We start from the raw sequence: 13,366 nt of genomic DNA, 5'->3' as shown, positions 1-13,366 counted from the left end.
CGGCATGCAACGCTCATGACGCCACCCATAATCCGACACCGCAGCGGCCCCCCGGCCACCCCGCCCAACCACGACAACCGGAAGGCATTGATTCTGGCCGTGGCGGTGCACGTGCTGCTGCTGATCGTCCTGATCTTTGGCGTGAATTGGCGCTCGGAGAGCCCCGGCCCCGTGCAGGTGCAGCTCTGGGCTGACGGCAATTCGCCCGACTCCCCCCCGCCCACGCCGCAACCCGAACCGCCAAAGCCGCAGCCCAAACCGGAGCCCAAGCCCGAGCCTGAAAAAGCGCCCGAGCCGCCTCCGCCGCCGCCGCCGCCTCCCCCTCCCAAGCCTGAGCCTGAAGCCCAGCCCAAGACCGAGGAAGTCGACCCGGAGATCGCGCTGCAAGAAGCCAAGAAGAAGCGCGAACAGGAAGAAAAGGCGCGCCAGGCCGCCGAAGCCGCCAAGGAAAAGGCGCGCCTCGAGGAAGAGCGCAAGCAGGCCGAACTGAAGGAAAAGAAGCGCCTGGAGCAGGAACGCCAGGCCGCGGACAAGGCTGCTGCCGAGAAGGCCGCGGCTGAAAAGGCTGCCGCGGAAAAGAAGGCCAAGGACGACGCCGCCAAGAAGGCGGCGGCGGAGAAGGCCGCTGCCGAAAAGGCTGCCGCCGACAAGGCCGCCGAGGAAAAAGCTGAAAAAGCCGCCGCCGAGAAGGCTGCCGCCGAGAAAAAGGCCGCGGCCGAGAAAAAGGCCAAGGAAGAAGCCGCCAAGAAGGCAGCCGCCGACAAGGCGCTGAAGGATGCTTTCCGCAACGACGCCCTGGGCGCTGCCGGCATCCCCGGCGGCACCGCCGACCGCAACCAGGCGGGCGGCGGACGCGACAGCGGCTATGGCGCCAAGGTCCGCGCCTGCGTGCAACCCGGGGTGGCATATCCGCCCGCGGCCCGCAGCGGATCGGAAAATCCCACGGCACAATACCGGGTACAGTTAGGTTCCGACGGGAAGGTCAATGGCGTCACCTTGACCAGTTCTTCGGGCAATGTCGGCTTCGACCGCGCGGTCGAGACCGGCATCCGCCGCTGCAACCCCTTCCCGAAGCCCTCGACGGGCCGCTACGAACCCATTATTGACGTTGTGTACAGAATGTATGATTGACAGGAGATTGATGAATATGACTCCCGCTTATAGCCGACGAGTACCCCCCCTCGCTCTCTGGCGATCGTATGGACTCGGGCTGCTGATGCTGACCCTGGCCTGCCTGATGGCCATCAAGCCCGCCCATGCGCAGCTGCGTGTCGATATTTCCGGCACCGGCGCCACCCAGTACCCCGTGGCCATCGCCGATTTCGCGGTTGATGACACTCATGGCCGCGCCCTGGCCGAAGTGATCCGCGCCGACCTGACCCGCACGGGCCAGTTCCGCCTCATCAATGCCGCGGGTTCCGGCTTGAATGTGGACTCCCCCATCGCCCATGACGACTGGCGCGGCAAGGGTGCCGATTTCATCGCCTACGGCAGCATCACGCGCGGCGCCGATGGCCGCTACGACGTCCGCTACCGCCTGGCCGACACGGTCAAGAAGAGCCAGCTGGACGGCGTGGCGTTCTCGGGCACCGAGCAGGAACTGCGCCGTGTCGCGCACCAGATCGCCGACCGCATTTACGAAAAGATCACCGGCGTTAAGGGCGTGTTCTCGACCCGTATCGCGTACGTGCTGAAGAAAGGCGCTACCTACGAGCTGCAGGTCGCAGACGCCGACGGCCAGAACCCCCAGGTGGCCCTGCGTTCGCGCGAGCCCATCATTTCGCCGTCCTGGTCGCCCGATGGTACCAAGCTCGCCTATGTGAGCTTCGAATCCGGCAAACCTGTCGTCTATGTCCACAATCTGGCAACCAGCGCCCGTTCGCCTGTCGCCAACTTCAAGGGCAACAACAGCGCACCTGGCTGGTCTCCTGATGGAAGCAAGCTGGCGGTGGCTTTGACCCGTGATGGTTTGTCGCAAATTTACATCGTTGGCGCGACCGACGGCTCCAATCCGACGCGAGTTACGCGTTCTCCCGGGATTGACACCGAACCGAGCTTTACGCCAGACGGTGCTTCCATTATCTTTACGAGTGACCGCAGCGGCGGGCCGCAAATCTATCAGACCGGCTCGAGTGGTGGCGAAGCACGCCGCCTCACGTTTAATGGTGGTTACAACATATCACCCCGAATTTCCCCCGATGGATCGACGCTACTGTACGTTGCAAGACGCGACGGCGCGTTTCGTATCGCATCGCTGAACCTGTCCTCAGGCTCCGAGACCTTGCTGACTGATGGTCGTGACGATCAGTCCCCGAGTTTTGCGCCGAATGGAATGCAAGTCCTCTACGCCGCCATCCAAAATGGACGTAGCGTGCTTGCTGGTGTGTCGAGCGATGGCCGCGTACGGCAGACGCTTTCGGTACTGAATGGGGAAATACGTGAACCGACTTGGGGCCCATTTACCCGATAACACGTGTGACTCTCTTTGCAAAGGAACTATCATGAAGTCGCGCATTGCCAAAAGCCTAACCATCGCCGCTCTAGCTGCCACCCTGGCAGCTTGCAGCTCCGTCCCTCTCGACGATAAAGCGGGTCAGGGCGGAGGCGCTGGCCAAGGATCCTCGGCCTCTGGCCAGATCCTTGATCCCTTCAACCCCCAAAGCATCCTGGCGCAACAGCGCTCGGTGTACTTTGACTTCGACAGCTACACGGTGTCGGACCAGTACCGCAGCTTGGTCGAAACCCACGCCAAGTACCTGGCCTCGCATCAGCAGCAGACCATCAAGATCGAAGGCAACACCGACGAGCGCGGCGGCGCCGAATACAACCTGGCCCTGGGCCAGCGCCGTGCCGACGCCGTGCGCCGCATGATGACCCTGCTGGGCGTCAGCGACAACCAGATCGAAACCATCAGCTTCGGTAAAGAAAAGCCGAAGTCGACGGGTACGTCGGAAGCCGACTTTGCGGAAAACCGCCGCGCCGATATCGTTTATCGCCGCTAAGCTTTTTCGTATAGTCTAGAGCCCTACCACGCGTCGGGACGGTCAACCGGCCGTCCCGACGTTTGTTTTTATACCCCGGGAATTTTCATGCGCGATAACGTTCTGTCCCTGCGTCCTCTGATTGCGGCCACCGGCTTGGTGCTGGCGACCCTGGCGGCGCCCGCCCACGCTTTTTCCGACGATGAAGCCCGCCGGGCCATCCTGGATTTGCGCCAACAGGTGCAGCAACAGAACGAACAAAGCCAGCGCGCCAAGCTGCAACTGGCCGACCAGATCCAGGCCTTGCAACAGGAAGTCGCCCAATTGCGCGACCAGCTGGAGCTGGTATCGCGCCAGCAGCCCTCGGCCAAGCCGGGCGGCGCCGCGGGCAGCGCCAATCCTCCGGGAGCCTCCGCCGGCGATCCCCAGGAACAGGCGGCCTATGATGGCGCGATCGACCTGTTCCGCAAGGGTCAGTACAAGGAAGCGTCCGAATCGCTGGCCGCGTTCACCGCCCTGTACCCCGCCAGCCAGCTCGCGCCCAGCGCCCAGTTCTACCTGGGCAGCAGCCGCTACGCGCTGAAGGACTTCAAGGGCGCCATCGAACAACTGAACGCCATGGTGCAGAAGGCCCCGGACAACGCGCGCGCGCCGGACGCCCTGCTGGTCATCGCCGGCAGCCAGATCGAAATGAACAACCGCGCCGGCGCCAAGACCACGCTGCAACGCATCGTCCGCGACTACCCGACCACGCCGGCCGCGAGCACGGCCAAGAGCCGTCTGCAGCTGCTGCAGTAATGCCGCCAACCGCCAGCGCGGTTGCCGCCTATCGGCAGATCCTGCGCCGCCGGGCAGGGCTTATCGCCCTGCTGCTGGCGGCGCTTTTCATTGCACTGCTGATCGATTTCACCGTGGGCCCCTCGGGCCTGCCCTGGCGTGAACTCTGGCAGACACTCACCGCCCCCGCGGCGGCCGATCCGACCTCTCGCGTGATCGTGTGGGACATCCGCCTGCCCTCCGCACTGATGGCCGCGCTGGTCGGCATGGCGCTGGGGATGGCGGGCGCCGAAATGCAGACCATCCTGAACAACCCGCTGGCCAGCCCGTTCACGCTGGGCGTGTCTTCGGCCGCCGCCTTCGGCGCCTCGCTGGCCATCGTGCTGCAGCTGGGCGTGCCTGGCATACCCGCCGCCTGGCTGGTGGCGGGCAACGCCTTTCTGTTCGCCTTGCTGGCGGCATTGATGCTGGATGCCGTGACCCGCTGGGCCGGCATGAACACCTCGGGCGTGGTGCTGTTCGGCATTGCCATGCTGTTCACCTTCAATGCTCTGGTGTCGCTGGTGCAGTTCATGGCCAGCGCCGAGGCGCTGCAGAACCTGGTGTTCTGGACCATGGGCAGCCTGTCGCGCTCCAGCTGGACCACCGTGGCCGTGCTGACGGCGGCCTTCGCCCTGGCGCTGCCGCTGGCCATGCGCCAATCCTGGAAACTGACCGCGCTGCGGTTGGGCGAAGACCGCGCCGCGAGCTTCGGCGTGGACGTGCGCCGCTTGCGCGTCGCGGCGCTGGCCCGGGTCAGCCTGCTGTCGGCGCTGGCGGTGGCCTTTGTCGGCACCATAGGCTTCATAGGACTGGTCGCGCCGCATATTGCGCGGCGGCTGTTTGGCGAGGATCACCGGTTTTTCCTGCCGGGCAGCGCGCTGGTGGGCGCCGTGATCCTGTCGCTGGCGTCGATCGCTTCCAAGAATCTCATGCCTGGCGTGATCGTGCCGATCGGCATCGTGACCTCTCTGGTCGGCATACCCTTCTTCGCGTCGGTCGTGCTGCGCCGGCAAATGCCATGACCGCGCCCCAGACCGGCCCCTCGTCGGCGCTGACCGTGCACGGCCTGACGGCCGGCTATGGCCGCGCGGACGTGTTGCATGGGCTGTCGATACCCGAACTGGCTACCGGCCAGGTGACCGCCCTGCTCGGCCCCAACGGCAGCGGCAAGTCCACCCTGCTCAAGGCGCTGGCCGGCCTGATCCGCGTGCGCACAGGCGACGTGACGCTAGATGGACGGGACCTGATCCGCCAGAGTTTCGGCGAGCGCGCCCGTCATGTCGTCTACCTGCCCCAGGGTCTCCCTGCCGCCGTGCACCTGCGGGTGTTCGAGTCCGTGCTGGTGGCGGCCAAGGCCGGCGACGGCCTGGCCACGCCTGTGGACATGCAAGCCATAGACCGGCTGCTGGAGCGGCTGGGCATCGCCCATCTGGCCTTGCAGTACCTGGATTCGCTATCCGGCGGACAGAAGCAACTGGTGGGACTGGCGCAGGCATTGATCCGACATCCCCGCGTGCTGCTGCTGGACGAGCCGCTGTCGGCGCTGGACCTGAACTACCAGTTCCACGTCATGCGGCTGCTGCGGCAGGAGACCCGGGAACACGGTCTGATCAGCATCATCGTGCTGCATGACCTCAACGTGGCGCTCCAGCATGCCGACCGCGCCGTCATGATCCATGACGGCAGACTGCATGCCGCGGGCTTGCCGGCGGACGTGATCACGCCGGCCTCGCTGGCTGCGGTTTACGGGGTGGCAGGGCGCGTGGAGGCTTGCTCGCGCGGCCTGCGCCAGGTGCTGATCGACGGGCTGGAAGCGCATCCGCACTGATCGTGCGGGCGTGGTGTCAGGTGCGCAGGGCCACATCCACGACTGGCGCGCCAGTCATGTCCGCCAGTTGCCGCGGCGTCAGATTGAACACCGCATGCGGATGCCCGGCGGCGGCCCACAGGCTGTCGTAGTTGAACAGGTCCGCGTCCAACAGCATCACCGGCTTGACCGCATGGCCGATGGGGCACACGCCGCCAATCGCATAACCGGTCATGTCGCGCACGAACTTCGCGTCCGCCTTGGCCAGCGCACCCACTTGCGAGGCCACCTTGGCCTCGTCGACGCGGTTCGCGCCGCTGGCGATGATCAGCACCGGAGCGTCGTCGGTGGCGCGCCGGAAGATGATGGACTTGGCGATCTGCGCGACTTCGCAGCCCAGCCCCGCCGCCGCTTCCGCCGATGTCTTGCCGGTTTGGGGCAGGACGACCACGGGTTTGTCATGCCCCAGCTCCCGCAGCAGGCGGGCGACGCGCTGGGCGGATTCGGGCAAGGCGGCAAGCGACTCAGGGGACATCGGGACGGCTCCGTTGGGGTAGGAAGCCGGCGCGGGCAGCGCGCCGGCAGGTCGGAAACGAGTTTATCAGCGCCGCCGGCGGACGCCAGCGGGCTAGAATGCGGGCCTGGCTTTCCCATACGACACCCATGCGTTCCGAACCCGTCCTGCCCCTGCAAACCGCGCTGATCGGCGGCTATGCCATGTCCTATACCGAGTACGGCAGCGGCACGCCCCTGGTACTGGTGCATGGCTCCCTGTCCGACTGCCGCTACTGGAAGTCGCAGATGGCGCCGCTGGGCAAGTCGTTCCGCGTGCTGGCGGTATGCCTGCGCCGCTACTGGCCCGAGAGCTGGGACGGCGAAGGCGAAGGCTTTTCCATCGAGCAGCATGCCGGCGACGTGTTGGAGTTCATCGATACCGTGGCGGGCGGCCCGGCGCATCTGGTGGGCCATTCCCGCGGCGGCCGGGTGGCGCTGGAAGCGGCGCTGCAGCAACCCGACGCGCTGCGCAGCCTGACCCTGGCCGACCCCGGCCTGCCCCTGCCAGGCGACGACGACCTGCGCGGCGGCTTTCGCCAGCGCGCCCTGGCCCTCATCCGCGACGGCGAGATCGAAACCGGCCTGGCGCTGTTCGTCGATACCGTGACCGGACCCGACACCTGGCAGCGCATGGTGCCGTGGTTCAAGGAGATGGTGCGCGACAACGTCGGCACGCTGTTCGGCCAGGCCGGGGAAAAGCCCGCAGCGCTGACGCCGGCGCAGATCGGCACGCTGAAGCTGCCGACCCTGCTGATCGGCGGCGCGCTCAGCCCCACGCCCTACCCGGCCGTGCTGGACGCCCTGTCGCAGTGGCTGCCGCAAGCGCAACGCGTGACGATCACGGGATCGTCGCACGGCATGAACCTGGGCAATCCCCGCGCCTTCAACGGCGCCATCGAGACATTCATCGCGGGCTGAGCCAGCGTCCGGCTACGCGCCGGAGTGCGGCCGTAAGCGCGACAGCGTGGTCTCGGCCGACGGAGCGCCTGGGCTAGGGCTCGACCGAAGGCGTGTGCTTCAAGCGCCGCAATACGAAGGTGGAGCGGCTGTGCCGTACGCCGCGCAGCTTATATAGCCGCTTGCGCAGGAATTCCTCGTAGCCTTCGGTGCCCGCCACCGCCACCTTGATCAAATAGTCGTACTCGCCCGTCACGAGAAAGGCCTCGACCACTTCCGGCAGCCGCGTGATCTCTTCGCCGAAACGCGCCAAAGTATCGTCGTCGTGATGTTCCAGCGTCACCTCGATCATGACGGTGTCCGGCAAGCCCAGCGCCTTCTGGTTCAGCAGGGCCGCGTAGCCCTCGATCACACCCGCCTCTTCCAGCGCCTTGACCCTGTTCCAGCAGGGCGTGGGCGATAGCCCGACCTGTTCGGCCAGCTTCAGATTGGTGAGGCGTCCGTCCGCACGCAAGGCGCGCAGGATCTTGCGGTCGGTTTCGTCGATCTTGGGGGGTGTGGACATGGCGGGCTTGATCTGAAGAGAATATCTCTTAAAAAACGAATTCTACAAGACAGATATTTTCCAAATTTCGCCAATAAGGCGTGAATCAGGAAACCTATTTTGCTTTCCTGCCCGTAGACTTTCCTGCAAGGCGGCCACCTATCCCGGCCGTTCGATTTCGGCGTCCACGCTGCGGCACAACCCGGCGCAGGCCCCGGCAGTCTCAACGCAGCACGCCGCGCGCCGATCCGCGCGGCAGGAAACCATGTCTCTCGCAGCAGCAGCACCCGCAAGAACCGGCCTGGGCCTCTCCGGCACCGCCATGCTTTTCGCCGCTCCGGCGCTATTCGCTTCCAACATGGTGGCCGCCCGCTGGGCTCATGACGCCAACCTTCCACCCGTCTTCCTGGCTTTCGGCCGCTGGCTGATCGCCCTGCTGATCCTGTTGCCGCTGGCCGCGCCCGCCCTGCGCGCGCACCGCAAGACACTGTGGCGCGCCTTGCCGTCGCTGGCGCCGCTGGCAGTGCTGGGCATGGGCGTAGCGGTGGCGCCGCAATACATCGGCGCCCAGAGCACCAGTGCGACCAATATCGCCCTGATCTTTTCGTGCAGCCCCATCCTGGTGGCGCTGCTGGAAGCCGTCATCTGGCGCAAGCCGCTGTCCGCCCTGCGCGGCGCGGGCCTGGCGCTGGCGCTGGGCGGCGTGCTGGTGGTACTGGCGCGCGGCGACGCCCAGGCGCTGGCCCGGCTGGCTTTCGGCCAGGGCGACCTCTGGGTGCTGCTGGCCGCCACCGGCTGGGCTTTCTACACCGTGCTGCAAAAGCGCCTGAGCCTGCCGGCGGTGCCGGACAGCGCCCGGCTGGCGACCCTGATGCTGGGCGGCGTGCTGGCGCTGGCGCCCTTCGCCGCCATCGAGGCCGCGGCCGGCGCCACGCCACCCTGGGGTGATCCGCGCCTGGCGGCAGTACTGCTGTTTCTGGCGGTGGTGCCCAGCCTAGGCGCGTATTACGTGTATGGCCGCCTGATCAGCCAGGCCGGCCCGGCCACGGCGGGGCTGTCGATGTTCCTGGTGCCGGTCTATGCCGCGCTGCTGGCCTGGCCGCTGCTGGGCGAAACCCCGCAGCTGTTCCATGCCTACGGCTTCGTGATGATCCTGCTGGGCGTGAAACTGGCCTCGTCGCGCATGCGCGCGGCGGCGGCCACGGCCGCCGCCCCCGCCTGACAAGCGCAACACCCGCGACGCCGGCTCAGCGGCCCGCGCCCTGGGCAGCCATCACTTCCTGCGCCACCTGGCGCGGCGCCTCGGCATAGTGCTTGAATTCCATGCTGTAGGTCGCGCGCCCCTGGGTCAGCGAACGCAGCGACGTGGAATAGCCGAACATCTCGGCCAGCGGCACTTCGGCCCGCACCAGCTTGCCGCTGCCCCCGGCGATGTCCTCCATGCCCTGGACCATGCCGCGCCGCGACGACAGGTCGCCCATGACGTTGCCGGTGAAGTCCTCGGGCGTCTCCACTTCGACGTGCATCATGGGTTCCAGCAGCACCGGATCCGCACGGCGCATGCCTTCCTTGAAGGCCATCGAGCCCGCCATCTTGAAGGCGTTCTCGTTCGAGTCCACGTCGTGGTAGGACCCGAAGAACAACGTCGCCTTCACGTCCACCACGGGGTAGCCCGCCAGCACGCCCGCGTTCAGGGCTTCGCGTATGCCCTTGTCGACCGCTGGAATGAATTCGCGCGGCACCACGCCGCCCTTGATGGCATCGACGAACTCGTAGCCCTTGCCGGGCTCCTGCGGCTCCAGCTTGAGCACCACGTGGCCGTACTGGCCGCGTCCGCCCGATTGCTTGACGAACTTGCCTTCGACCTCGTTGCAGGTCTTGCGGATGGTCTCGCGGTACGCGACCTGGGGCTTGCCCACGGTGGCCTCGACGCCGAACTCGCGCTTCATGCGGTCGACCAGGATTTCCAGGTGCAGCTCGCCCATGCCGGAGATGATGGTCTGCCCGGATTCCTCGTCGGTGCGCACGCGGAAGGACGGGTCCTCTTGCGCCAGGCGGCCCAGCGCGATGCCCATTTTTTCCTGGTCGGCCTTGGTCTTGGGCTCCACGGCCTGGGAAATGACAGGCTCCGGAAACACCATGCGTTCCAGGATGATGATGTGGGCCGGATCGGTCAGCGTGTCGCCCGTGGTGACGTCCTTGATGCCCACGGCCGCGGCGATGTCGCCCGCGTAGACCTCGGTGATCTCGCGCCGCTCGTTGGCATGCATCTGCAGGATGCGCCCCAGCCTTTCCTTTCTTTCCTTGATGGGATTGAAGACGGAGTCGCCCGATTTCACCACGCCCGAATAGACGCGGAAGAACACCAGCTGGCCGACGAACGGGTCCGTCATGATCTTGAAGGCCAGGGCCGAGAACGGCTCGTTATCGGTGGGATGGCGTTCGATTTCATGGTCGCGCACGTCGTGGCCCCTGATGGCAGGCACGTCCACTGGCGAAGGCATGTAGTCGATGACCGCGTCCAGCATAGCCTGCACGCCCTTGTTTTTGAAGGCGCTGCCACAGAGCATGGGCACGATTTCGTTGGCGACCGTGCGCATGCGCAGGCCCTGCTTGATCTCGTCCTCGGTCAGCGGTTCGCCCGACAGGTATTTTTCCAGCAGGGTTTCATTGGCCTCGGCGGCCTTCTCCACCATCTTGTCGTGCCATTCCTGCGCCTGCTCCTGCATTGCCGCTGGAATGTCGCGGTACTCGAAACGCACACCCTGGCTGGCCTCGTCCCAGATGATGGCCTTCATCTTGACCAGGTCGATCACGCCTTCGAAATGGTCTTCCGCGCCCACCGGCAGCTGGATGGGCACGGCATCGCCGTTCAGCCGTTCGGCGATCTGGCGCTGCACCCGCAGGAAGTCGGCACCGACCCGGTCCATCTTGTTGACGAAGGCCAGGCGCGGCACTTTGTACTTGTTGGCCTGGCGCCAGACGGTTTCGGACTGCGGCTGCACGCCGCCCACGGCGTCGTAGACCATGACCGCGCCGTCCAGCACGCGCATGGAGCGCTCGACCTCGATGGTGAAGTCGACGTGGCCCGGCGTGTCGATGATGTTGATGCGGTGTTCGGGGTAATTGCCCGCCATGCCCTTCCAGAAGGCGGTGGTGGCGGCCGACGTGATGGTGATGCCGCGCTCCTGCTCCTGCTCCATCCAGTCCATCACGGCGGCGCCGTCGTGCACTTCGCCGATCTTGTGGGTGATGCCGGTGTAGAAGAGGATGCGCTCGGTGGTGGTCGTTTTGCCCGCGTCGATATGGGCGCTGATGCCGATATTGCGGTATAGCTCGATACGCGTCTTGCGAGTCATGGCCTCTTCCCTTGCAGTGAACTACCGGGCGAAGACGGCAAGCCCGACCGGGCCTTGCCGCGGCGGGCGCCATGCCGCGTAGGGTGCTTGAGAATGGCGAAATCGCGCCCGCACTGATGCGTAAATATTACGCGCGGCGCGGCAAGAAACAAGCCTAGTCCCTGCAAGAGCCAAGGATAAAAAAAGCCCCTCCAACAGGAGGGGCTCGTTCGCCATGCACCAGCCCGGGGCGAGCCTCTGGGGCTGCCCGCGGGGGCATATCAGTGCAGGCTACTTCTTTTCTTCCTTGACGCGATACACCAGCACTGCCGTGCTGGCCAGCGACAGGACCTTGGCGGTGACGCTGCCCAGCAGCAGGCGCGACAGGCCGCTGCGGCCGTGGCTGCCGATGAAGATCAGGTCGCAACCGGCGTCGGCGGCGGCTTGCACGATGCCGTCGGCCACGTTGAAGTTGGACACGGCGCGCGATTCGGACTTCACGCCGGCGGTGTCGGCGCGATCGGTGATCTGCTTGAGGTACTTGTCGGCCTGCTCGGCGGAGGCCTTTTCGTAGTCTTCGTCGGTGATGGCATAAGCGGCGGCCATGCCGTCGAAACCGATCGTGGCAGCGAAAGGCTGGGTCACGTAGAGGGCGACGACTTCAGCGCCCACGGAGCGCGCGAAGCAAATACCGGCGTTGGCGGCCTGGGCCGAGAGCGGGGAACCGTCGGTGGGAATCAGGATCTTCTTGAACATCTTGCCTGCTCCTGTCTGTAAGGTACCTCCATGCTACCGGAAACGCGCCAGGTTCACATCAACCGAACCCAGCGCGCCTTGACGCGCGTCAAGCGCGCGTTCAGCCCAGCTGCTGGGCGGCGGCGAACAGATTGGTGCAGCGCGTGCCAGTGCGGCAGTACGCCAAGACCGGGCCCGGCAGGGTGCGCAGCAACTCGGCGAAACGCACCACGTCGGCAGCGGTCATGGCGCTGCCCACCACGGGCTGGTACTCGATCTGCAGGCCAGCGGCCAGCGCAGCCTTGGACACGTCCGCGGCGGTGGGCTGGTCCGGGCCGCCTTCGAAATCGGGACGGTTGATGATGACGCTCTTGTAGCCGGCGGCGGCGACGTCCGCCATGTCGTCCGGTCCGAGCTGCGGCGCGACGGCGAAATTCTGGGTCAGGGGCTTGATGGGTGCGGACATGGCGATTCCTTCGATGGCTGCGACGATATAGCTCTCTATTATTGATTGCTGGAGGCGTTTTGCGCGAAGATTTTTTCCAGATCGGCCCAGACGCCACGATGATCGACGATCGTGACCGAAAAGCGCAGCATGGTCGACGGCGCCTGTGACGGCGAAAACAGCGTGCCCGGCGCCAGCAGCATGCCGTGATCAGCCGCCACGCGCGCCAGCGCCTCGGTATCGCGGCCGTAGTCGGCCCAGACGAACATCCCCGCATGCGGCTCGTGGTGCACGGTCAGCCCCAGCTTCAGCAGCCCTTTCAGGCAACGCTGGCGGGCGTCGTCCACCCGCAAGCGCACGCGCTCGATGTGGCGGCGGTACTGCCCTTCCATCAGCACGCGGTGGATGACCCGCTCGCCCAGTTCGGGCGAGGTCAGGCCAGCCAGCATTTTCAGGTCCGCCAGCTTCTGCAGGATGTCGGGATTCGCGGCCAGATAGCCCACGCGCAGGCTGGCCGCCAGCATCTTGGAATAGCCGCCCACCAGGATCACCCGCTTCAGGCCGTCCAGCGCGGCCAGCTTCATGGCGCCGCCGGGGTGCAGTTCGCCGTAGGTATCGTCCTCGACCACCAGGAAATCGTGGCGTTCGGCGATGCGCAGAACGTCGTAGGCGACGCCGGCCGACAGCCTGTGGCCGGTAGGGTTGTGCACCGAGCTGTTGATGATGAAGAGCTTGGGCTTGTGCTGGGCCGCCAACTGTTCGAGCAGCGCTGTATCGGGACCGTCCGGGCCGCGCGGCACGCCGATCAGGCGCGCGCCGAAGGCGGCCAGGCGGCCGAAAATCACGAACCACGCGGGATCTTCGACCAGCACGGTGTCGCCCGGCTTGACCAGGTGCCGCGCGATCAGATCCAGCCCGTGCGTGACGCCGTTGGTGGTCAGCAGATTGAGTTCCGGGTGCGCCGGCACGCCGTCGTTCTGCAGGAAGGCGGCGATCTGCTGGCGCAGCGGCGCAAAGCCCTGGGGATGGCCATAGCTGACCAGGTGTCCGCGCACCGAGCGCCCCACGGCGCGCACTGCCCCCGCCACCATCTCCGGATCCAGCCAATCCGCCGGCAGCAGCCCTGCGCCGCCCGGCATGCCTGAAGGGTTGGAGTCGCGGAACATGCTGCGCAGCAGCCAGGCGACGTCGATGCGGGCCGGCGGCGTCAGCGCCACGGGCGCCGCGCTGGCGACCGCCGCCAAC

At 66.1% G+C, this 13,366-nt stretch carries 14 protein-coding genes; 8 read left to right on the top strand and 6 right to left on the bottom strand.

Annotated features, from left to right (window positions below):
- The first annotated feature begins 15 nt into the window (after window positions 1-15).
- From tolA to WBB14_RS26270, 6 genes are all read left to right on the top strand, one after another.
- Entirely contained in the window at window positions 16-1,131 is a 1,116-nt protein-coding gene (tolA, locus tag WBB14_RS26295) for a cell envelope integrity protein TolA (protein ID WP_424242363.1), read from the top strand.
- A 16-nt stretch (window positions 1,132-1,147) separates the two neighbouring features.
- Window positions 1,148-2,470: a Tol-Pal system beta propeller repeat protein TolB gene (gene tolB, locus WBB14_RS26290; protein WP_424242380.1), complete on the top strand. Its 1,323-nt coding sequence runs from the start codon at window positions 1,148-1,150 to the stop codon at window positions 2,468-2,470.
- Window positions 2,471-2,501: 31 nt separating this feature from the next.
- The gene (pal, locus tag WBB14_RS26285) at window positions 2,502-3,002 is read left to right on the top strand and encodes a peptidoglycan-associated lipoprotein Pal (protein ID WP_088138352.1); all 501 of its coding nucleotides are present in this window, start codon (window positions 2,502-2,504) and stop codon (window positions 3,000-3,002) included.
- An 87-nt stretch (window positions 3,003-3,089) separates the two neighbouring features.
- Window positions 3,090-3,779 carry a tol-pal system protein YbgF gene (gene ybgF, locus WBB14_RS26280; protein ID WP_173144061.1) on the top strand — a complete coding sequence of 230 codons (690 nt, stop codon included), beginning with the start codon at window positions 3,090-3,092 and terminating at the stop codon, window positions 3,777-3,779.
- On the top strand, window positions 3,779-4,822 hold the full coding sequence (locus WBB14_RS26275) for a FecCD family ABC transporter permease (RefSeq protein WP_424242362.1): 1,044 nt from the start codon (window positions 3,779-3,781) through the stop codon (window positions 4,820-4,822). Before ybgF ends, WBB14_RS26275 begins: the two co-directional genes overlap by 1 nt.
- On the top strand, window positions 4,819-5,628 hold the full coding sequence (locus WBB14_RS26270; protein ID WP_424242361.1) for an ABC transporter ATP-binding protein: 810 nt from the start codon (window positions 4,819-4,821) through the stop codon (window positions 5,626-5,628). The genes WBB14_RS26275 and WBB14_RS26270 overlap by 4 nt, the downstream gene beginning before the upstream one ends.
- Window positions 5,629-5,644: 16 nt before the next feature.
- Here the strand turns inward: WBB14_RS26270 and WBB14_RS26265 are convergent, their stop codons facing one another.
- Complete coding sequence (locus WBB14_RS26265; RefSeq protein ID WP_424242360.1) at window positions 5,645-6,142, bottom strand: YbaK/EbsC family protein; 498 nt, start codon at window positions 6,140-6,142, stop codon at window positions 5,645-5,647.
- Between the two features lie 128 nt (window positions 6,143-6,270).
- On the opposite strand from WBB14_RS26265, the gene WBB14_RS26260 reads away from it, so the two are divergent.
- Window positions 6,271-7,080, top strand: a complete 810-nt coding sequence (locus tag WBB14_RS26260; RefSeq protein WP_424242359.1) for an alpha/beta fold hydrolase — start codon at window positions 6,271-6,273, stop codon at window positions 7,078-7,080.
- A gap of 73 nt (window positions 7,081-7,153) precedes the next feature.
- Here WBB14_RS26260 and WBB14_RS26255 read toward each other — a convergent pair whose 3' ends face one another.
- Window positions 7,154-7,624, bottom strand: a complete 471-nt coding sequence (locus WBB14_RS26255) for an Lrp/AsnC family transcriptional regulator (protein ID WP_088138347.1) — start codon at window positions 7,622-7,624, stop codon at window positions 7,154-7,156.
- A gap of 244 nt (window positions 7,625-7,868) precedes the next feature.
- Between WBB14_RS26255 and WBB14_RS26250 the strand changes: the two genes are divergently transcribed.
- Window positions 7,869-8,825 carry a DMT family transporter gene (locus tag WBB14_RS26250; RefSeq protein WP_424242358.1) on the top strand — a complete coding sequence of 319 codons (957 nt, stop codon included), beginning with the start codon at window positions 7,869-7,871 and terminating at the stop codon, window positions 8,823-8,825.
- Between the two features lie 25 nt (window positions 8,826-8,850).
- Here WBB14_RS26250 and fusA read toward each other — a convergent pair whose 3' ends face one another.
- The 4 genes from fusA to WBB14_RS26230 all read right to left on the bottom strand — a co-directional run.
- Window positions 8,851-10,962 (bottom strand): elongation factor G, encoded by a 2,112-nt coding sequence (gene fusA, locus WBB14_RS26245; RefSeq protein ID WP_424242357.1) that lies wholly within the window; start codon window positions 10,960-10,962, stop codon window positions 8,851-8,853.
- 270 nt (window positions 10,963-11,232) lie between these two features.
- Window positions 11,233-11,697 (bottom strand): universal stress protein, encoded by a 465-nt coding sequence (locus tag WBB14_RS26240; RefSeq protein ID WP_013391481.1) that lies wholly within the window; start codon window positions 11,695-11,697, stop codon window positions 11,233-11,235.
- 100 nt (window positions 11,698-11,797) lie between these two features.
- Window positions 11,798-12,142 (bottom strand): TIGR01244 family sulfur transferase, encoded by a 345-nt coding sequence (locus WBB14_RS26235; protein WP_042796377.1) that lies wholly within the window; start codon window positions 12,140-12,142, stop codon window positions 11,798-11,800.
- Between the two features lie 38 nt (window positions 12,143-12,180).
- On the bottom strand, window positions 12,181-13,366 hold a 1,186-nt coding region (locus WBB14_RS26230; RefSeq protein ID WP_424242356.1), incomplete at its 5' end, for a PLP-dependent aminotransferase family protein.

Origin of the sequence: Achromobacter sp. (assembly GCF_049647645.1) — a bacterium.
Lineage (GTDB): Bacteria > Pseudomonadota > Gammaproteobacteria > Burkholderiales > Burkholderiaceae_B > Achromobacter.
This window is presented reverse-complemented; position numbering and strand designations above follow the sequence as displayed.